Here is an 18397-nt window from a genome sequence, read left to right as displayed (position 1 = left end):
CTGTGGGGGAGAAGGCGGTCAGGCCAGGGCCAGTCCCGGGTCCGGATCGGGTTCGGGCGCCGGCCCCGGGATCCGGTACTCCTCGGTGAGCGTGGTCATCGGTCCCGGCCAGGTCGCCTGTGCCACCTCGATCGGCTTCCGGGTCTCGTCGAAGGCGACATGGAGCAGGTGCAGCACCGGCGTGTCCGGCCGGATCTGCAGGATCTCGGCCTCCTCCCGGCTCGGCTGCCGCGCGCTGATCGTGTCGGTGGCCGACGTGTACCGGCGGCTGAGCACCTCCTCCACCTCCTGGTAGAGGGGCCGCCCGAAGGCTTCGAGCCGTTCCAGCGAGGTGCCGCCGGCGTCGGTCACGCGGAACCACGACGCGCCCACCTCGACGGTGGCGTCGTCGGTGCGCACCACATGTCGCCGGACCAGCAGCTCGGTCCCGTCGCGGACCCCGAAGGCGTCGGCCACCTCGGCCGGCGCGGCTTCCCGGCCGACGCCGGTGAGCTGCTGGCGGTACCGGGCGGCGAGATCGGCGTGGTAGCCACGGTGGGCGCCGTACCTGCCCCGGGAGAGGCGGTTGAGGCGACGGCGGGTGCCGCGGACGTACGTACCCGATCCGGGTTTGGTGATCAGGATGCCCTCGACCCGCAGTTGGTCGACGCTGCGCTGCACGGTCTGTTTGGCCACGCCGAACATCTCCGCCATGGCGGGGATGGACGGCAGCCGCTCGCCCGGCTGCCAGTCACCGCGGCGGATGCGTTCCCGCAGCTGGGCCGCGATCTGCCGATGCGGGAACTCGGCGGCGCCCGGATTGATGCTCATGACCGGCTCCTTCCAGCTAGGTTCCTAGGATGGGCCAGAAAGGGCGAGGTCAGCGAGTCGACACGCCCGGGATGCCGTGAATGAATTCGCCTATCAGCTATACGGCTGTCAGGCATCTGGCGGACAGCAGGCTTCGACCGCATACTGAATCGACGTTAAGGGATGTGGGGTCACACGAAGAGGCGGCGACCAGTAGCCGCTGGCCGCCGCCCAGGCCTCTCGTCCATGGAGGAGGAGAGCCGTGTCAACCGTCATCTTCATGCAGCCCTCCTCCGGCATGCAAGCCGAGAGGAGGGATGGGAATTGCCGGTCTTCTACCGAGGTCCACGCGCCCTCATCACCCACCACGTCGTCGAGGTGTCGAAGGAGCACCGAAGGCTGTTCATGGTGGCCGAGATGAGCGACGTCCACATCGTCCGGTTCGATCCCGGCGCGGACGACGCCGGACGGCACATCGCCGGCGTTTCGGCGCTGGTGGCGGCCGTGATCGCGGTGCCCGTGGTGGGCCCCGCGTCGATGCTCCTGACGGTCGTCGTCGCCGGGGCCCTGAGCGCCGGCGCGGTGGTCTGCCTGCGTCCGCGCAACGCCCGCTGGTGGCAGTTGCGGGCCGGCTACCGGGGCGCCGTGGTCGAGATCTTCTCGTCCCGCGACGAGAGGGAGTTCGCCGAGTTCTGCCGGGGTCTGGTGAGATCGCTCGAATACGCGGAGGCTTGACGAGTGGTTCGCCATGCGGTCTGCGGTATATTTCGGCGGTCTTTGAGCAGAACCGCAGTCTGCAGTGTCGCAATCAAGGGCGATTAGCGGCTTTTGAAGGTTTGGTGGGGGCTGAATGTCGGTCGCGCGTGACGACCTTCCCGCAGTGTCGCGGCGGCGGGTGCGGTTGGCGTTGCGCGCGGCCCGGGAGCGCACCGGCCTGAGTCAGAGCGAGGTCGCCAAGAAACTGGGCTGGTCGCTCTCCAAGGTGCAGCGCATCGAGCTGGGCGAGGTCACCATCTCGCCCACCGACCTGCGCGCCGTCCTGGTCGACATCTACCAGCTCACCGACCAGGCACGGATCGCCGAGCTGGTCGAGCAGGCGCGGGTCGCCCGCCGTGAGCGCTACTGGACGGCTCCCGAGCACCGCGACCATCTTCCGCCGGGGCTGTTGCAGCTCCTGCAGTTCGAGCGGGCGGCCACCACCATCCGGGAGTACCAATCCACGCTGCTGCCCGGGCACCTGCAGACCTCGGCGGTGGTCGACGCGACGCTGGCGTGGTTCGACCGGATGCTCAGCGACGATGCGCGCCGGGTGCTGCGCGACGTGCGGCTGAGCCGGCGCGAGCGCATGATCACGCGGTCCGGCGGGCCGGACTATCTCCTGCTGCTCGACGAGTCGGCGCTGTGGCGCATGGTCGGCGATCCGGCGATCACGGCCGACCAGTTCGAGGATCTCGCCGAGGTGGCGCTCCGGCCGAACGTGCACATTCGTGTGTTGCCGATGGACAACGGCACCCTGATGGGGACGTTCGGCGCCTTCGTCGTGCTCGATTTGAGCGATCAGCCTGACGACGCCGTGCTCTATCGAGAGACGTACCTGCATGACGAGATCGTCGAGGACACGGGTCAGGTGGCCTATCACCGTGACGTCTTCGACCGTTTCTGGCGCCGGGCGCTCGACGAGGAAGCCAGCAGAACTCTGGTTCTGGCGCGGGTTTTCGACCTCAGAGCACGGATGGCCAAGACCCTCGGCCAAGATCAGGGCAAGGAGTCCTGAGGTTGTCGTTGAGAGAGGTTGAGATGGAAGACACCACAACGGCGTGGCGGCGGAGCACCTTCTGTGCTTCGGGATCATGTGTGGAGATCGCGCACGTCGACGGCACCATCAGATTGCGTGACGGCAAGAACCCCGAACTGCCGCCGGTCGTCTTCACTCTTCGCGAGTGGACCGGTTTCCAGGAACGTGTTCTGGCAATCGGGAAGTCGTCCTAGCGGTTCGTCCGGATCGGGCGTCCCGGCGGGGCGCCCGACCCGTTCGCGTGGCTGATCCGTTCGCGCTTTTACCAGGAGCCGGCCGTCGGGCCCGCCGAGCCGCCGCGCCGCCGCAGGTACTTCTCGAACTCGCTGGCGATCTCGTCGCCGGTCAGCGGCTGGATGCCGGCGTCGCCGACCCGCTCCTCCAGCTCCCGCACATACTCCCCGAGCTCCGCGTCCTGCTCGGCGGCGGCGCGCACCCGCTTCTCCCACTCGTCGGCCTGCTCGGCGAGGTCGGCCATCGGAACGGGCAGGTCGAGGACGTCCTCGATGCGGCTGAGCAGCGACAGCGTCGCCTTGGGGCAGGGCGGGTTGTTGGCGTAGTGGGGCACGTGCACCCAGAACGACAGCGCGTCCAGCTCAGCGCGGGTGGCCGCCTCCTGCAGCACCCCGACGATGCCGGTCGGGCCGTCGTAGCGGGTCGGCACGACCTTGTACTTCTCGGCGGTGTCGCGGTCGCTGGCGGTGCCGCTGATCGGAAGCGGCCGGGTGTAGGGCACGTCGGCGAGCAGTGCCCCGAGCAACACGATCCGGTTGACCTCGAGGCTGTGGCAGATCTCCAGCACATTCTCGCAGAAGGTGCGCCACCGCATGCTCGGCTCGATGCCGCGGATCAGGACGACGTCACGGTCGGCGCCGGGCGGGCTGGCCACGGTGAACCGGGTGGTGGGCCATTCGATCTTCCGCGTCTCGCCCTCGGCCATGGTGATGGTGGGCCGGCTGACCTGGAAGTCGTAGAAGTCCTCGGGGTCGATGCTGGTGACCTCGCGGGACTCCCAGACCTGCTCGAGGTGTTCCACGGCCGCGGTCGAAGCGTCCGCAGCATCGTTCCAGCCCTCGAAGGCGGCGATGGCCACGGGGGAGCGGAGCAGCGGAAGGCCGTCGAACTCAGTCATGGAACACAGCCTACGTGCGGCTGCGGGAACCTACCCGGTGGCCGCGCCGGGCCACCTGAGGCATCGATCAGGCTCACCGTCGATACGACCCACGAAGTCGTATTTATCCGTGCATAATCGGCATATGGCCGATCATGTGGATCAGGTGCTCGGGCCCACCGACGACACCGTCAGCTTCTTCCAGGCCCGCGGCATGTTCTATGTGACGGCGCTCTGGGTCCTGGCCGCCGCCTGGCTGCCGATGCTGCTGATCACCCTCGGGGTCCGGGTGGCCGCCGGATATCGGCCACGCCCCACCGACATCGTGGTCCTCGTCGAGTACACCCTGATCGTCCCGGCCGTGGTCGCGGCCGTCCTGATGCTCGCCGTCTGGCGCCGTCTCGGCTGGCTGCACACGTCGGTGCACGGGCTCGACTTCGCGGCGACCGGCCGGCGCCCGATCCACCTGCCGTGGTCCGGCATCGCCGCGGTGGCACTGCACGGCCGTGGGCCGTTCACCGAGCTGGTGATCACCCCGATCGCCGACGACTACGCCACCGAGCTCGCCGGTAAGGGCGGCCCGCCTCGGGTGCGTCGGCGGGGCGGCGAGTTCGCGTACATCATCGATGTCGGTCTGATGTCGCCCGGACCGGAGGTCCTCCTCGCCGAGCTGCACCGCCGGGTCCCCAGCAAGGTTTGACAGGCGCCGTCGGCGCGGCTAGCTTCTTAACCTACTCGTTAATTAACGAAGGGGTTAAGTGAAGTGACCGACCGGCTCAGCGTGATCTTCTCGGCGCTGGCCGATCCCACCCGCCGCGCGATCCTGACCCGCCTCGCCGAGGGCGAGGCCACCGTGACCGAGCTCGCCGAGCCGTTCGACATCAGCCTCCCGGCGATCTCCCGCCACCTGAAGGTGTTGGAGAGCGCGGGTCTGATCTCGCGCAGCCGGACCGCGCAGTGGCGGTCCAGCCGTCTCGAGGCGGCGCCGCTGGGTGAGGCCACCGCGTGGATGGAGCGGTATCGCCGCTTCTGGGACGAGAACCTCACCCGCCTCGACGCCCACCTCAAACGCCTCCAGGAGGACGACAAATGACCGATCTCGTCATCACCCGCATCTTTGACGCGCCGCGCCACCTGGTGTACCGGGCTTTCACCGACCCCGATCAGCTGGCCGCGTGGTTCGGCCCGGTCGGCTGGTCGGTGCCGCGCGACACCGTCGACCTCGACGTGCGCCCCGGCGGCAAACAGGTCTTCACCATGGTCAACGACGACGACCCGTCGATGTCGTCACCGGTGAACGCGACGTTCGTCGAGGTCGTCGAGAACGAGCTGCTGGTCGGCGAGGAGGACGTCAGCCACATCCCCGACTTCGGCGCCGACAAGCTGCGCCTGACCGTCGAGTTCCACGACGAGGAGGGCGGCCGCACCCGCCTGGTCGTCACGCAGAGCCCGTTCCCCACCGAGATGGCCGACGGCGCGCGCGAGGGCTGGGGCTCCAGCTTCACCAAGCTCGACAAGATCCTTTCCTGACGGGGCGTTCCCTCACGGTGGGTGGGGGGCATCCGGTTCGAGCGGCCCGGCCACACCATCATGCGGTACGGACGACGCGCCCCGCTCGTGCCGACCCGCGAGGTAGGCGGCCCGTCCCGCCCGACAGCGCGACCGCCGGGGCGTATGCGTCCCTTACCGGCCGCGCCCCCAGTGGGCGCGGCCGGTTTTGCAGCGGGCTGCCGATCAGTCGTGGGCGATGGCGTTCAGGATGTTGAGGCGGGCGGCCCGGATCGCCGGGACGACCGCCGCGATGACGCCGACCAGGGCGGCCAGGGCCAGGTAGGTGGCCATCCGGTCCCAGGGCAGGACGATCTGGGTGATGCCGTCGTCCTTCAGGGCCCGGGCCACCGCGCTGCCCATGCCGGCGCCGACCGTGACGCCCAGCAGGGCGCCGAACACCGCGATGACCACGGCCTCGACGGTGATCATCCGCATGGTCTGGGCGCGGCCCAGGCCGACGGCGCGGAGCAGGCCGAGCTCGCGGGTGCGCTCCAGGACGGACAGGGCCAGCGTGTTCACCACACCGAGGACGGCGATCAGGATGGCCAGGCCCAGCAGGATCTGGATCATCGTGATGATCTGGTCGAAGACCGCGGCCTGGCTGTCGACGAACGTCTGCTGGTCGGTGGCCGACACCTCGGGACTGTCCGCGACCAGTGCCTTCACCTGCGGAAGCACCGCCGACACCGCGACACCGTCGTCGAGACGGATGAACCCGAGGACCGGCTGGGTGATGCCGAAGCCCTTGATCGCCTCGGCCGGGAGGATGAGGTTGCCGGGCAGCGCGTTCTCCGGGAACACCAGCACGACCGTGTACGTGTGGGCCTCGCCCCGCGACGTCTGGATCGGCACCCGCGACCCGGTCTGCCAGCCTTTCTCCTTCGCGTCGGCCTCGCTCACCGCGATCTGGTCGGCAGTCAGACGAGGGGCCGTCGTGCCGTACGCCTCGGCGAGCCGGGACAGGTCCTCGGTGGCCGCCGCATACGCCCGGTCGTCCCCGACCGCGACCAGGTCGTTGTAGAGACCTGCTGCCGCTCGGACCCCGGGGATCGCCGCGGCCTCGTCGATGACGCCCGGATCGTAGGTCGGCGGCCGCGGCCCACCCTGATCGCCACTGATCATGATCTGGGCCTTGAGGATGCGCGCCACCTCCGCGGTGAGGCTGCTCTTCGCCGAGTCCATCACCACGGTCACACCGGTGACCAGGGCGATACCGACCATCAGGGCGGCCGCCGTGATCGCGGTGCGGCGCGGGTTACGGCCCGAGTTGAGCCGGCCGAGCCGTCCCGGCACCGACCACGAGAACAAGCGGCCGAGCAGCGCCACCACGGGACGGCTGATCAGCGGGGTGAGCAGGGCGACCCCGATGAACGTGACCAGCACTCCGCCGAGGATCAGGTAGAGCGCGGTGTCGCCGGTCGCCACGAACAGGCCGGTGCCGAGGCCGGCCGCGCCGGCCGCGGTGACGACCGTCCCGGCGACGGTGAGCCTGGTGAGTGGGCGGTCCGGGGTGGCCACGTCCTGCATGGCGGCGACCGGGGCGATCCGCGACGCGCGCAGCGCCGGCATCACCGCGGCGACCACGGTGACCAGGATGCCGACCGCGAACGAGCTGATCACCGCGGACAGCGGCACCCCGATGGGGGCGAGGTCCATCCCGCCGCTCATGCTGCTGAACAGCGCGCCCAGCCCGGCGCCCGCCCCGACCCCGGCAAGCAGGCCGAGGACCGAGGCGATCACGCCGACCACCACCGCCTCGGCCAGCACCGAGTTGATCACCTGCCGGCGGGAGGCACCGATCGCCCGCAGCAGCGCCAGCTCGCGGGTGCGCTGGGCGACGACGATCGAGAACGTGTTGAGAATGAGGAAGATGCCGACGAACAGCGCGATCCCGGCGAAGCCCAGCAGGATCTGGTTGAAGAAGCCCATGCCCTCCTTCAGGTCCGCCGAGCTCTCCGCGGACAGCTGATCGCCGGTCTTCACGTCGTAGGCGCCGCCGAGCACCGGGGTCAGCCGGTCACGCAGCTGGTCCGGGGTGACGCCGTCGGCGGCGGCCACGATCACCGAGGTGAACACGTCCTTCTCGCCGAGCATCAGCTCCTGCGCGACCGGGGTGGTGAACGCGACCTCCTGGACGCCGCTGATGCTGTCCCGGCCGCCGGTGTAGCCCCAGACGCCGACCAGGGTGAACTCACGTTTCGGCTGCTGGGTGAGGACCGGCACACGGTCGCCGACGGAGTAGCCGGCCAGTTTCGCGGTGGTCGCGTTCATCGCGATCTCGCCCGGCGACTCGGGGCCACGGCCGGAGCGGATCTCCATCATGTCGTCCGTGCCGGTCCAGTTCGAGCCGATCCGCGGCGGGCCGAACGAGGTGAGCACCTTGCCGTCGGTACCGATCACGCGGGCCCCGTCAGCGTCGACACGGCCGGTCGCCGACCGTACCCCCTCCTGGGTCTTGATCGTCTCCACGACGGACGCCGGAAGCGGCGTGGAGACCTCCTCACCGTCCATCTCGCCGACCTCGACCTTGGGTTTCGCGGTGACCGACACGTCGGTCGCGGCGTAGACGTCGGAGAAGATCGAGTCGAAGGTGCGGTTGAGCGTGTCGGTGAGCACCAGCGCCCCGGACACGAACATCACACCCAGGATCACTGCGAGGCCGGAGAGGACCAGCCGCAGTTTCCGGGCGAGCAGGCTCTTCAGGGTCGCGCGAAGCATCAGAGCATCACCGAGTCGGACGGTGCGTCCAGCCGCTTCATGGTGTCGAGCACCGTCTCGGCCGTCGGGTCGGCCAGCTCGTCGACGATCGAGCCGTCGGCCAGGAACACCACCCGGTCGGCGTAGCTCGCCGCCACCGGGTCGTGGGTGACCATCACGATCGTCTGCCCGTGCTCGCGCACGCTGGACCGCAGGAACGACAGCACCTCGGCCCCGGACCGCGAGTCGAGGTTGCCGGTCGGCTCGTCGGCGAAGATCACGTCGGGGCGGCCCATCAGCGCCCGCGCGCACGCCACCCGCTGCTGCTGGCCGCCGGAGAGCTGGCTGGGCCGGTGCGACAGCCGGTCCTTCAGGCCGACCGTGCCGATCACGGTGTCCCACCACTGGGGGTCGGCCTTGCGCCCCGCGATGTCCAGCGGGAGCCTGATGTTCTCCGCCGCGCTCAGCGTCGGCAGCAGGTTGAACTGCTGGAAGATGAAGCCGATCCGGTCCCGGCGCAGGCGGGTCAGTGCCTTGTCGCCGAGGGTGCTGATCTCCGTGCCGCCGATGTGCACGGTGCCCTCGCTGACCGTGTCCAGCCCGGCGAGACAGTGCATCAGAGTCGACTTGCCGCTGCCGGACGGCCCCATGATGGCCGTGAACCGGCCCCGGCCGAACTCCGCGCTGACGCCCCGGAGCGCCGCCACCCGGGCTTCGCCCGAGCCGTAGACCTTCCAGATACCGTCCGCGCGCGCCGCTACCGGCCCGCCGGCATTCGTCGCTGCCACCGTGTCTCCCCCTGTGGTCCGAAGTTCCGTCCGGCTCAGTGTCGCGGCGGGCCGGGCTCGCGGCGTCCGCCCGACGGGTGATGCCGACGCGGAGAAATCCCTGAGGAGAGCACTGAGGAACTTCTCAGGGACTTCCCTGACAACGTTGATGTTCCTGAATCCGGTCTAACGTGGTAACCCCGTCCTGGAGGACCGCATGCGCGTACGCCCGGCATCGCTTCTGGCCCTTCTCGCCCTGCTGCTGACCACCGGCTGCCTGCCCGTGCAGGAGCCGCCGTCCGACGGCGGGAGACCCCCCGCGCCGAAAGCCACCCGCAGCGCCGACCTGGGCCCGAGGGCACCGACACCCCCGAGGAGTTCGCCCGGGACATGCGGGCCGCCCAGTCGGTGGCCGAGCACTACTGGTCACAGCGGATCGGCGGCGGCTTCCAGCCGGTCGCCGAGGTCGTCGCGTACGAGCGGGAGGGCGAGGTGTCCTGTGGCGGGCAGCCCCTGCCGCTCAACAACGCCGTCTACTGCTCCGCCGGAGACTTCATCGCCTACGACGTCAACTGGGCGTTCGCCGCGTTCCAGCAGCTCGGCGACGCCTTCGTCTACTACCTGCTCGGCCACGAGTACGCGCACGCCGTCCAGGCGCGGCTCGGCATCCGCAAGGAGTTCACCATCGACCAGGAGCTCCAGGCAGACTGCATGGCCGGGGCGTACATCGGCGACCAGGTCCGGGAGGGGAACCTGACCATGGACGACAACGACACCACGGAGCTCTCCGACGGCCTCGAAGCGGTCGGCGACGACCCCGACCAGCCGTGGTTCGCGCCGGGTGCGCACGGCTCGCCCCAGCAGCGGTTCCAGTCGTTCGCCAACGGCTACGAGGAATCCCTGGAGCCGTGCGGGCTCTGAGGGCAGGGTCACATCCGCTCGGCGGCGGACCCGGCGGCGCACCAGAATGGGCCGGTGAATCCTGCCGCCGTGCTCTTCGACATGGACGGGACACTGGTCGACAGCGAGCGGCTCTGGGGCGTTGCCCTGGCCGAGCTCGCCGTCCAGGCCGGTGGCTCCCTGTCCGAATCCGCCCGCCTCGCCATGGTCGGCACCAGCATGGCCCGCAGCATGGAGATCTTCCGCGACGAGCTGGGGCAGCCGGACCGGCCCGAGGCGGCCGACGCGGAGTGGCTGACGGCGCGCGTCCAGGAGATGTTCGCCGACGGCCTGGTGTGGCGGCCCGGGGCGATGGAGCTGCTGCACGCGGTTCGCGCGGCAGGCATTCCGACGGCGCTGGTGACGTCCACGGGACGGCGGCTCGTCGAGGTCGCCCTCCGGACGCTCGGGGTGGAGAACTTCGACGTCGTCGTCTGCGGTGACGAGGTGCAGCGGCCCAAACCGGACCCGGAGCCCTACCGGACGGCGGCCACGCTGCTGGGCGTGCCGATCAACGCGTGCGTGGCGATCGAGGACTCGCCGAGCGGTGTGGCCAGCGCGGCCGCGGCCGGGGCGGTGGTGCTCGCGGTGCCGGCCGAGCTGGAGCTGGCCCCGGTCGACGGTGTTCATCTGCGGTCGACACTCGCCGGCGTGGACCCGGCGTTTCTGGCGGGACTCCTCGCTCCTCTGCCCGAGACGACGTCATGAGTTTCCATCGATCCTTGCATCTGACGTCATGATGACGTCATAGTGGAGGCATGGACCTGACGCCGTACCTCGAAGGGCTCCGCGCCGACCTCGCCGCCGTCGCCGCGCCCGCCGGACCGGACACCGTCCGTGCCGCCGACCTCCTCGGCGGCGCCCTCGAGTCATCCGCACGGCTCGCCCTGCTCGAAGCCCTCTCCGACGCCGCCGCCGAGATCACCACCCGGCTCAACGGGCCCGCCGTGGAGGTCAGGCTCCGCGGGCGCGAAGCCGACCTCGTCGTCACCGGCGCCGCGCCCGAGCCACCGGCCCCGGCGCCCGCCGTCACCGAGACCGGCGGCGACCTGGCCCGGCTCACCCTGCGCATGCCGGAGAGCCTCAAAACCCTGGTCGAGCAGACCGCGGCCACCGAAGGCGTCTCCGTCAACGCGTGGCTCGTCCGGGCCGTCGCCACCGCCGTCAAACCCGGCGACTCGGGAGGCTCGGGGGGTCGCCGGGTCACCGGCTTCTTCCAAGCCTGAGCCTCTCCTTTCGACCGTCGATCACTTTTCGTCTACGCCTCACCGTCCGGTCGTTCGTCCTCTTCATCGGGACCCGCCGTCTGGCTTCACCTTCTCGTTCACCGAGTTCGTGATCCGGCTGGGTTCGCCCTTCCGGCCGCCGTTCGCCGGCCCGCTGGCCTGGCGTTCTTCTTCCTCACCGTGCGCTTTGACCGGCAGGGGTTCCTTTCGGTTTCCGAGTCTCACGCTTCTCGTCCGGCGATCGGCTGGGCGTTGCCTTTCGGTTTTCGAGTCCCGCACCCTTCGTCTTTCGAGGAGACCTCAGATGTACGAGTACGCGCGCACCGAACCCGTGACCGTCTCGCTCCGCGCCCTCAGCGGCCGGGTCGACGTCGAAGCCGGCCGGCACGAGACGATCCAGGTCGACATCACCCCGATCGGCGACAGCAGCGCCGCCCGTGAGCTGGCCGCCGAAGTCACCGTGGCCCTCGAAGGCGACACCCTGGTGGTTCACGTCCCCGAACGCCGCGGCGCCCTCTGGCGGCGAGGACACAGCCTCGCCATCAGCATCAGGGTCCCCGAGGGCAGCACCCTGACCGGTCGCAGTGCCTCCGCCGCGATCCGCGCCACCGGCCGCTACGCCCAGGTCGGACTGAAACTCTCCTCCGGCCACTCCGAGGTCGAGAACGTCGACGGCGACGCGAGCATCACCGCCTCCAGCGGCCACCTCACCCTCGGCCGGGCCGGCGGCGCGGTCACCTTGAAAACCAGTTCCGGCCACCTGACCATCGGCGACGTCATCGGTGACGTCACCGCGGACACGTCAAGCGGCGACATCCGTCTCGGCTCGGTCGGCGCCTCCCTGGACGCCACCAGCGCCAGCGGTGAGATCAAGGTGGGCCGCCTGCACCAGGGCCATGCCAGGATCCGAACCTCCTCCGGCGACGTCCGTGTCGGCGTGGCGCCGGGCACCGGCGTCTGGCTCGACCTCAACACCTCGTCCGGCCGTAACGTCAACAGCCTGGCCGCCCCCGCCGACAACCCCCCGTCGACCGGCGCCACCCTCGAACTGAAGGTCCGCACCTCCTCCGGCGACATCCGCGTCGAACGCGCCGCCTGACCGGCAGTCCCGCTGAGCCCGCATCGCGCTCGCGCGGCGACTCGGCCATGCCCCGGCCGGACAAGCATCTGGGCCTGAATGCCTGCGGACGTGCCACGGAAGGATGCTGAGGGCCGGCGTGGCGCCGTTCAAGCCATGAGCTGCAACGAGAACGGCTTGCGCTCCCCGGCGGCTTGCGCTCCTCGGCGGCTTGTGGTCCTCGGCGGCTTGCGGAGGGCGCGATCGTCCGGGCCTGGAGACCTTGACTCCGGAAGATCCATGGTGGGAGAGCTCCCCACCGCTGACGGAGACGGTGGCCCGATGGAGGCTGGTGTCAGACGCCGGGGCGGACCAGGCCCGTCTCGTAGGCGAGGACGACAGCCTGGGTTCGGTCGCGGAGACGAAGCTTGGTGAGAACGTGGCCGACGTGGGTTTTCACGGTGGTCTCGCTGACGCCGAGGATGGCGGCGATCTCGCTGTTGCTGCGGCCTCGGGCCACGTGCACCAGGACCTCGCGTTCACGGCCGGTCAGCGGGGACAGTTTGGCGGTCGCGGCCCCGTCCGGGGTGGTGGGCAGGGTCCCGGCGAGCCGGGTCAGCATTCGCGCCAGGACCGGCGGGGTGATCACCGCACCTCCGGAGGCCACGGCATGCACCGCGGCGACGAGTTCCGCCTGTGGGGCGTCCTTGCAGAGGTACCCGGCGGCTCCGGCGCCGACCGCGGCGACCACTTCCTCGTCGGTGTCGTGACCGGTCAACAGCAGGACACGCACGGCGAGGCGAGCCTCGGTGACGGCCCGGGCCACGGCGAGACCGTCCATGCGGGGCAGCGTCACATCAGCGATCAGGACGTCCGGGAGCAGCCGCCGAGCCAGGTCGACCGCCTCGACACCATCACCGGCCTCCCCGGCGACGACAATCTCCCGGCCGCCCGTCCGACCGTCCCCATCCATCGCACCGTTCTCGCCGTATGGGTCGACACGGGTGGCCCGACCGTCGCGGCCGGGTGTGGCGGTCCCGCTCGTCTGATAGTCCTGCCCATATGGGGCGTTCCGGCTTACCTGGCCGTCCCCGCCATCGGGAGCCGTCCGGCTTACTTGACCGTCCTGGCCGTGTGGAGCGGTGCGGCTTACCTGGCCATCCCGGCCATTAGGAGCCGTCCGGCTCACTTGACCGTCCTGGCGGTGGGGGGCGGTACGACTCACCTGGCCGTCCCGACCAGTGGGAGCCGCTCGACTTATTTGACCGTCCTGGCCGTGTGGAGCGGTGCGGCTCACCTGGCCATCTCGGCCGTGTGAAGCCGCTCGGCTCACCTGGCCGTCCCGGGCATGGGGAGCCGTCCGGTTCACCTGGCCGTCCCCGGTCTGCGGAGTGGTCCGGCTCAAATGATCACCCTCGACAGGGTGAGCGGTCGGGCTCGCCTGACTGTGCTCGCTCAGCGGGGTGGACCGGTCCGCCGAGCCGTCCCTACCCGGCCGCGCGGCTCCACCGCCGGTGAGCACCGCTCGGAGGCCGGCCCGCTGCAGGGGAGCCGCGTCCGCCAGCAGGACACGGATCGGTCCGGTCATGGCGCCACCTCCAGCGGGCACGCCGATCCGGTCCTCGCCGCCGGGCGAAGACCCGGAGTGCGCGACCGAGGTCGGCCGGGATCAGCCAACGGGGTCGTCCCGGAGGAGGGCACCCACCCGGTCGGGCTCGGTGTCGGCGACGAACGTGCTGGTGGAGGGCGACTCCGGGAACGGCGGTGGGGTGCCGCCGAACTGGGGGCACAGGGCCTGGTAACTGCACCAACCGCACAGACGGCTGGGCTTGGGCCGGAAGTCGCGGTCGCGTTTGGCTCGCTCGATCGCGGCGGACAGGGCGATCAGGGTCCGCTCGAAGCGCTCGAGCTCGCCCGCCTCGGGGCTGTAGTCGAGAGCCTCGGCATCTTTCAGGTAGAGCAGTCGTAAGGCACGGGGACCACACCCCGGGCACGCCACAGGACCAGAGCGTAGAACTTGAGCTGGAACAGCGCCCGGCCCTCGAACGCCTCACGGGGAGCGCCACCGGTCTTGTAGTCGACCACCCGCAGGTCACCGGCGGGGGAGACGTCCAGACGGTCGATGTAGCCGCGCAACAGCAGGTCGTCGCCGATCGTGGTGGAGATCAGGGTCTCTCGTTCGGCCGGCTGCAGGCGACGGGGGTCCTCCACGGCGAAGTAACCGGCGAGCAGGTCGCGGGCGCCGGCCAGGAAGGCGGCGATCCGGGCTGCCTCGGCGGCACCGTCCGGTAGGTCGATCAGCGCGGCCTGCCCGGTCGCGTCGATCTCCGCCTCGACCGCGGCCGGATCACGCACCAGCCCACTCGCGGTGGGCGAGCCGGTCGCCGCGATCGAGCCGCCGGCGGCAGATGAGCCGTCCATGGGAGCCGGGGTGGCGGCGGTGCCGTCGGCCGTGGCAGGTCCGAGCGGGGTGGACGGGCCGCCGGTGGCGGCACCGGAGAGTGGGGTGGGGGCCGGCCGGCCCCTGACTGGTGGGTCGGTGGCGAAGACGGCCGCGAGCTCGGGCTCCTGCGTGACCAGGCGCTCCCACTCGGGAGTGACCAGGGCGGCCGCGGCGTCCGGGGTGCGGTCGGCGGCGGGCAGGTCGAACAAGCGCTCAAGGACGGCGTGGACCAGCGTGCCGCGGATCTGGTCGGCCGACGGCGTCTCGGGCAGCTTGTCCACCGTGCGGAAGCGGAACAGCAACGGGCAGGTCTTGAAGTCGGCCGCCCGCGAAGGCGACAGCGAGGGGCCGGCCGGGGTCTCCGGGCGACGGGCCCGGCCCGCAGCGGAAGAGGCAGGGTCGGCGGCCTGGCTCGCGGCGGAAGAGGCAGGGTCGGCGGCCTGGCCCGCGGCGGAAGAGGCAGGGTCGGCGGCCTGGCTCGCGGCGGAAGAGGCAGGGTCGGCGGCCTGACCCGTGGCGGAAGAGGCAGGGTCGGCGGCCTGACCCGTGGCGGAGGAGGTCGGGGTGGTGTGGCCCGCGGCGGCGGTCCGGCCCGCGGCGGGAGAGGCCGGGGCGGGAGAGGCCGAGGCGGTGGTGTGGCTCGCGGCGGGGGAGGCCGGGTCGGTGGTCTGGTCCACGGCGGAGGGCGCCGGAGTGGTCCGGCCCTCGGCCGCGGCCCGGCCGCCGGACTGCGGGGGGACCGCCTGCGGGGTCGGGGACACCGGCTGGGCCGCCATGGGAGAGAGCGCCGTCATGTCACAGAGGCTAGGCCAGGGGTACGACGAAAAACGCGGGGTGGGTCCCGCGCGGGCGTGTCCGTAGCATCGATCGCGTGGAGCAGAGCCGAGCAGCGCAGGGGCCGCAGGGTGGGCCGCGACCGGGCCGCCTGCCGGGGCCGGGCGGCCGGTGGGGCACGTGGCGGGCATCCCGGTGCATGCGAACGGGTCGATGCTGCTGCTAGCGGTGCTGGTCACGGTGGTGTATGGCAACTACGCGCGCACCGAGCTCGACCTGGCGCAGCCGTGGGCGTACCTCGTCGGCCTGGGCTTTGTGGGGTGTCTGCTCGGGTCGGTGCTCTTGCACGAGCTGGGGCACGCGCTGACCGCCCGCCGGTTCGGCATCGGCGTGCGGCGGATCACTCTGGAGCTCTTGAGCGGCTGGACGGAGATGGACCGGGACGCGCCGGCTCCCCGGGTGGACGCTCTGGTGTCGCTGGCCGGCCCGGCGGTGTCGCTGCTGCTGGGCGGGGCGGCGACGGTGGCCGCGGTGGTGCTGCCCGATCACACGCTGGCCGGGGAGATCGCCTTCCAGTTGGCGTTGAGCAATGTGCTGGTGGCGTTCTTCAACGTGCTGCCGGGCCTGCCGCTGGACGGGGGCCGGGCGTTGCGGGCGCTGCTGTGGGCGGTGTTGAAGGACCGGAACCGGGCGACCGTGGTGGCCGGCTGGTCGGGTCGGGCGCTGGCTCTGCTGACCGCGGCGGGGGCGATGGTGCTGTACCGGGTCGACGTGATCACCGGGCTGGGTCTGGTGTTCGTGCTGCTGGTGGTGCTGACCCTCTGGCAGGGCGCGGGCCAGTCGATCCGGCTGGGGCGGATGACCGGGCGGTTCCCGCTGGTGGATCTGGGTGCGCTGGTCCGGCCGGTGCTCGCGGTCCCGGCGGGGACGCCGCTGGGTGAGGCGCAGCGGCGCCGCTCGGAGGACCCGCGGCCGGACGTGGTGCTGGCGGTCGCCGACTCGGCGGGTAGCCTCACCGCACTGGTCGATCCGGTCGCCGCCGAGCGGATTCCGGTCGACCGGCGGCCCTGGGTGAGCGTGGAGAGCGTGGCCCGGTCCCGTGACGCGCTGACCACGCTGCCGCTCGGGCTCACCGGTGAGCAGGTGGTTCGCGCGCTTCAGGCCCACCCTGGCGCGCAGTACCTGGTGACCGCAGGCGAGGATGTCGTGGGCGTCCTGCGGGTCGCCGACGTGGCCGCCGTGCTGGAACCCCGGCGCGCGAGCCGAAATTAGCGACCTCCTGAGAGAAGAGCAGTGACCACAACCCCAGCCCCCGCCGTCGACGACGTCCCCGCGCACCGTGGGCCGTTCCGGGTGGGCGACCGCGTTCAGCTCACCGACCCGAAGGGCCGGATGCACACGATCGTGCTGGAGCCCGGTAAGGCGTTCCACACGCACCGCGGCGCCATGTCGCACGACGAGCTGATCGGCCTGCCCGACGGCAGCGTCATCACCGCGGCCAGCGGCACCGCCTATCTGGCGCTGCGCCCGCTGCTGTCGGACTACGTGCTGTCGATGCCGCGCGGCGCGCAGGTGATCTACCCGAAGGACGCGGCGCAGATCGTCGCGATGGGCGACGTCTTCCCGGGCGCGAAGGTGCTGGAGGCGGGTGCCGGCTCGGGTGCGCTGACCTGTTCGCTGCTGCGGGCCGTCGGCAGTTCCGGTGAGGTGCACAGCTACGAGCTGCGCGACGACTTCGCGGCGATCGCCCGGAAGAACGTGGAGGCTTTCTTCGGCGGTCCGCACCCGGCGTGGCATCTGCACAACGGTGACGTGGCGGGCAACGACATCACCGGTTTCGACCGGATCATCCTGGACATGCTGACCCCGTGGGAGGCCCTCGACATGGTCGAGAAGGCACTGATCCCGGGTGGCGTGTTCATCGGCTACGTGGCGACCACCCCGCAGCTGTCCGAGCTGGTCGAGGCGCTGCGTGAGCGCGGCGGCTGGACCGAGCCGCGGGCCTGGGAGTCGCTGGTCCGCGACTGGCACGCCGACGGGCTCGCGGTCCGGCCGGATCACCGGATGATCGCGCACACCGCCTTCCTGGTGTCGGCCCGCAAGCTCGCCCCGGGCGTCACCGCGCCGCCGCGGCGGCGCAAACCCAGCAAGGGCGCGGAGGCGTACGCGATTCGCAAGGCGACCCAGGCGGCGCTGGCGGTGCAGGCCGTCGAAGCGGCGGGGGAGTGACCGCCGTATCTTTCGTCCGGTAGGTTCCTTGGGGGCCCAGGCCTCGGGAGGACAGGAGTGGGCGCGTTGAGCGAGCTCGCGAGCGAACCGAAGGCGGCGCGATGAGTTCTCCACCGTTCGGCGGTAGCAACGAGATGCCGGCGGTCTTCCCGGACTGGTCGCCGTACCCGGACCTGGACTCGGCCGCCCGCGCCTATCTGCGTGACCCCGAGGTGGCCCTGGAGGCGCTCTTCGGGGTCCTGCGGGGCGCCCAGGTGCTGTGTTTCACGCTGGAGCGTTTCGTCAACGAGGTGAACGGGGTGTGGCAGGAGGTCGTCGTGTGTGACGGCAGCCGCCTGGTCCTGTGGCACGGCGAGGACGTGGCGCCCGGCGACGGCCCGGTCGGGGCGATGACGTCGTCGCTACGGGTGGTGCCGCTGTCGACGGTGACCGAGGTGGGCTGCCGGCGGCGGCTGACCCGCACACCGAACGGGCAGGCGCGGGTCGACAGTATCGACGTCTACCTGCTGCTCAGCTCGGTCGACGACGCCGTCCCGCCGCCCGGGGTGGGTGAGGACGAGGGCCGGGCGCCGCTGCGGCACGACGCGCTGCGCTTCGGCAAGACGCTGGACGACGGTGGCGCCGGTCAGATCGCCCGGCTCGAGGAGTTCTCCCGGGTGGTCGCCTCGCTGGTCGGCCGTCCCACTCTCTGAGCTCAGTCCGATTCACTCAAGGGGCCGGCGACGGCCATGCCGTCGGCGGCCCGCTCCACGTGGATGCAGTCGCCGGGGCACTCCTTGGCGGAGTCGATGACCTCCAGCAGCAACTGCCGCGGCACGTCCGCGCGCAGGCCTGGAGCCTGCAGCAACTCGCCGGTGTGGTCTTTTACATAGGCGAGGCCGTCGATGTCCAGTTCGAACACTTCCGGGGCGTACTGAACGCAGAGTCCGTCACCGGTACAGAGATCCTGATCGATCCAGACCCGCAGCTCATCAGTGTCAGCCGACACATCTACCTCCCGCAACCCGTCGGGGCCGACG

At 70.9% G+C, this 18397-nt stretch carries 21 protein-coding genes; 13 read left to right on the top strand and 8 right to left on the bottom strand.

Annotated elements, in window-relative coordinates; all coding sequences use genetic code 11:
* Positions 1-18: 18 nt before the first annotated feature.
* Positions 19-810, bottom strand: coding sequence for a GntR family transcriptional regulator (locus ACQPZW_RS35280; RefSeq protein WP_433790332.1), 792 nt, complete (start codon positions 808-810; stop codon positions 19-21).
* Between the two features lie 303 nt (positions 811-1113).
* Here ACQPZW_RS35280 and ACQPZW_RS35275 point away from each other — a divergent pair, with 303 nt between their 5' ends.
* The 3 genes from ACQPZW_RS35275 (at position 1114) to ACQPZW_RS35265 (ending at position 2778) form a co-directional block, all read left to right on the top strand.
* Positions 1114-1524: a DUF6232 family protein gene (locus ACQPZW_RS35275; RefSeq protein WP_433790331.1), complete on the top strand. Its 411-nt coding sequence runs from the start codon at positions 1114-1116 to the stop codon at positions 1522-1524.
* Between the two features lie 115 nt (positions 1525-1639).
* Positions 1640-2563, top strand: coding sequence for a helix-turn-helix domain-containing protein (locus ACQPZW_RS35270; protein ID WP_433790330.1), 924 nt, complete (start codon positions 1640-1642; stop codon positions 2561-2563).
* Between the two features lie 23 nt (positions 2564-2586).
* Positions 2587-2778, top strand: a complete 192-nt coding sequence (locus ACQPZW_RS35265) for a DUF397 domain-containing protein (RefSeq protein WP_433790329.1) — start codon at positions 2587-2589, stop codon at positions 2776-2778.
* Positions 2779-2846: 68 nt separating this feature from the next.
* Here ACQPZW_RS35265 and ACQPZW_RS35260 read toward each other — a convergent pair whose 3' ends face one another.
* Positions 2847-3716 (bottom strand): PAC2 family protein, encoded by an 870-nt coding sequence (locus tag ACQPZW_RS35260; protein ID WP_433790328.1) that lies wholly within the window; start codon positions 3714-3716, stop codon positions 2847-2849.
* 124 nt (positions 3717-3840) lie between these two features.
* On the opposite strand from ACQPZW_RS35260, the gene ACQPZW_RS35255 reads away from it, so the two are divergent.
* The 3 genes from ACQPZW_RS35255 to ACQPZW_RS35245 all read left to right on the top strand — a co-directional run bounded on the left by ACQPZW_RS35255 (position 3841) and on the right by ACQPZW_RS35245 (position 5225).
* Positions 3841-4395: a hypothetical protein gene (locus ACQPZW_RS35255; RefSeq protein WP_433790327.1), complete on the top strand. Its 555-nt coding sequence runs from the start codon at positions 3841-3843 to the stop codon at positions 4393-4395.
* Positions 4396-4458: 63 nt separating this feature from the next.
* Positions 4459-4788 carry an ArsR/SmtB family transcription factor gene (locus ACQPZW_RS35250; RefSeq protein ID WP_433790326.1) on the top strand — a complete coding sequence of 110 codons (330 nt, stop codon included), beginning with the start codon at positions 4459-4461 and terminating at the stop codon, positions 4786-4788.
* The gene (locus ACQPZW_RS35245; protein WP_433790325.1) at positions 4785-5225 is read left to right on the top strand and encodes an SRPBCC family protein; all 441 of its coding nucleotides are present in this window, start codon (positions 4785-4787) and stop codon (positions 5223-5225) included. The genes ACQPZW_RS35250 and ACQPZW_RS35245 overlap by 4 nt, the downstream gene beginning before the upstream one ends.
* A 204-nt stretch (positions 5226-5429) precedes the next feature.
* On the opposite strand, the gene ACQPZW_RS35240 is transcribed toward ACQPZW_RS35245, so the two are convergent.
* Positions 5430-7964 (bottom strand): ABC transporter permease, encoded by a 2535-nt coding sequence (locus tag ACQPZW_RS35240; protein ID WP_433790324.1) that lies wholly within the window; start codon positions 7962-7964, stop codon positions 5430-5432.
* Positions 7964-8731, bottom strand: coding sequence for an ABC transporter ATP-binding protein (locus ACQPZW_RS35235; protein ID WP_093611954.1), 768 nt, complete (start codon positions 8729-8731; stop codon positions 7964-7966). Before ACQPZW_RS35235 ends, ACQPZW_RS35240 begins: the two co-directional genes overlap by 1 nt.
* A 369-nt stretch (positions 8732-9100) precedes the next feature.
* On the opposite strand from ACQPZW_RS35235, the gene ACQPZW_RS35230 reads away from it, so the two are divergent.
* From ACQPZW_RS35230 to ACQPZW_RS35215, 4 genes are all read left to right on the top strand, one after another.
* On the top strand, positions 9101-9631 hold the full coding sequence (locus ACQPZW_RS35230) for a neutral zinc metallopeptidase (RefSeq protein ID WP_433790323.1): 531 nt from the start codon (positions 9101-9103) through the stop codon (positions 9629-9631).
* A 69-nt stretch (positions 9632-9700) separates the two neighbouring features.
* The gene (locus ACQPZW_RS35225; protein WP_433797714.1) at positions 9701-10357 is read left to right on the top strand and encodes an HAD family hydrolase; all 657 of its coding nucleotides are present in this window, start codon (positions 9701-9703) and stop codon (positions 10355-10357) included.
* 50 nt (positions 10358-10407) lie between these two features.
* Positions 10408-10875 carry a hypothetical protein gene (locus tag ACQPZW_RS35220; protein ID WP_433790322.1) on the top strand — a complete coding sequence of 156 codons (468 nt, stop codon included), beginning with the start codon at positions 10408-10410 and terminating at the stop codon, positions 10873-10875.
* Between the two features lie 304 nt (positions 10876-11179).
* Positions 11180-11974 carry a DUF4097 family beta strand repeat-containing protein gene (locus tag ACQPZW_RS35215; RefSeq protein ID WP_433790321.1) on the top strand — a complete coding sequence of 265 codons (795 nt, stop codon included), beginning with the start codon at positions 11180-11182 and terminating at the stop codon, positions 11972-11974.
* A gap of 313 nt (positions 11975-12287) precedes the next feature.
* Here ACQPZW_RS35215 and ACQPZW_RS35210 read toward each other — a convergent pair whose 3' ends face one another.
* The 3 genes from ACQPZW_RS35210 to ACQPZW_RS35200 form a co-directional block, all read right to left on the bottom strand.
* A complete protein-coding gene (locus ACQPZW_RS35210; RefSeq protein WP_433790320.1) occupies positions 12288-12905 on the bottom strand; it encodes a LuxR C-terminal-related transcriptional regulator in 618 nt (205 codons plus the stop codon).
* Between the two features lie 696 nt (positions 12906-13601).
* Entirely contained in the window at positions 13602-13931 is a 330-nt protein-coding gene (locus tag ACQPZW_RS35205) for a PD-(D/E)XK nuclease family protein (protein ID WP_433790319.1), read from the bottom strand.
* On the bottom strand, positions 13883-14716 hold the full coding sequence (locus ACQPZW_RS35200) for a RecB family exonuclease (RefSeq protein ID WP_433797712.1): 834 nt from the start codon (positions 14714-14716) through the stop codon (positions 13883-13885). Before ACQPZW_RS35200 ends, ACQPZW_RS35205 begins: the two co-directional genes overlap by 49 nt.
* 613 nt (positions 14717-15329) lie before the next feature.
* Between ACQPZW_RS35200 and ACQPZW_RS35195 the strand changes: the two genes are divergently transcribed.
* The 3 genes from ACQPZW_RS35195 (at position 15330) to ACQPZW_RS35185 (ending at position 18070) form a co-directional block, all read left to right on the top strand.
* Positions 15330-16421, top strand: coding sequence for a site-2 protease family protein (locus ACQPZW_RS35195; RefSeq protein ID WP_433790318.1), 1092 nt, complete (start codon positions 15330-15332; stop codon positions 16419-16421).
* 21 nt (positions 16422-16442) lie between these two features.
* Entirely contained in the window at positions 16443-17378 is a 936-nt protein-coding gene (locus ACQPZW_RS35190; RefSeq protein ID WP_433790317.1) for a tRNA (adenine-N1)-methyltransferase, read from the top strand.
* A gap of 101 nt (positions 17379-17479) precedes the next feature.
* Complete coding sequence (locus ACQPZW_RS35185) at positions 17480-18070, top strand: hypothetical protein (RefSeq protein WP_093611934.1); 591 nt, start codon at positions 17480-17482, stop codon at positions 18068-18070.
* 2 nt (positions 18071-18072) lie between these two features.
* Here the strand turns inward: ACQPZW_RS35185 and ACQPZW_RS35180 are convergent, their stop codons facing one another.
* The gene (locus ACQPZW_RS35180; protein WP_433790316.1) at positions 18073-18366 is read right to left on the bottom strand and encodes a ferredoxin; all 294 of its coding nucleotides are present in this window, start codon (positions 18364-18366) and stop codon (positions 18073-18075) included.
* Between the last annotated feature and the right edge of the window lie 31 nt (positions 18367-18397).

Source organism: Actinoplanes sp. CA-252034, from assembly GCF_050956125.1.
Taxonomy (GTDB): domain Bacteria; phylum Actinomycetota; class Actinomycetes; order Mycobacteriales; family Micromonosporaceae; genus Actinoplanes.
Note: the sequence above shows the minus strand (reverse complement) of the source record. Positions and strands in the feature narration are given on the sequence as shown.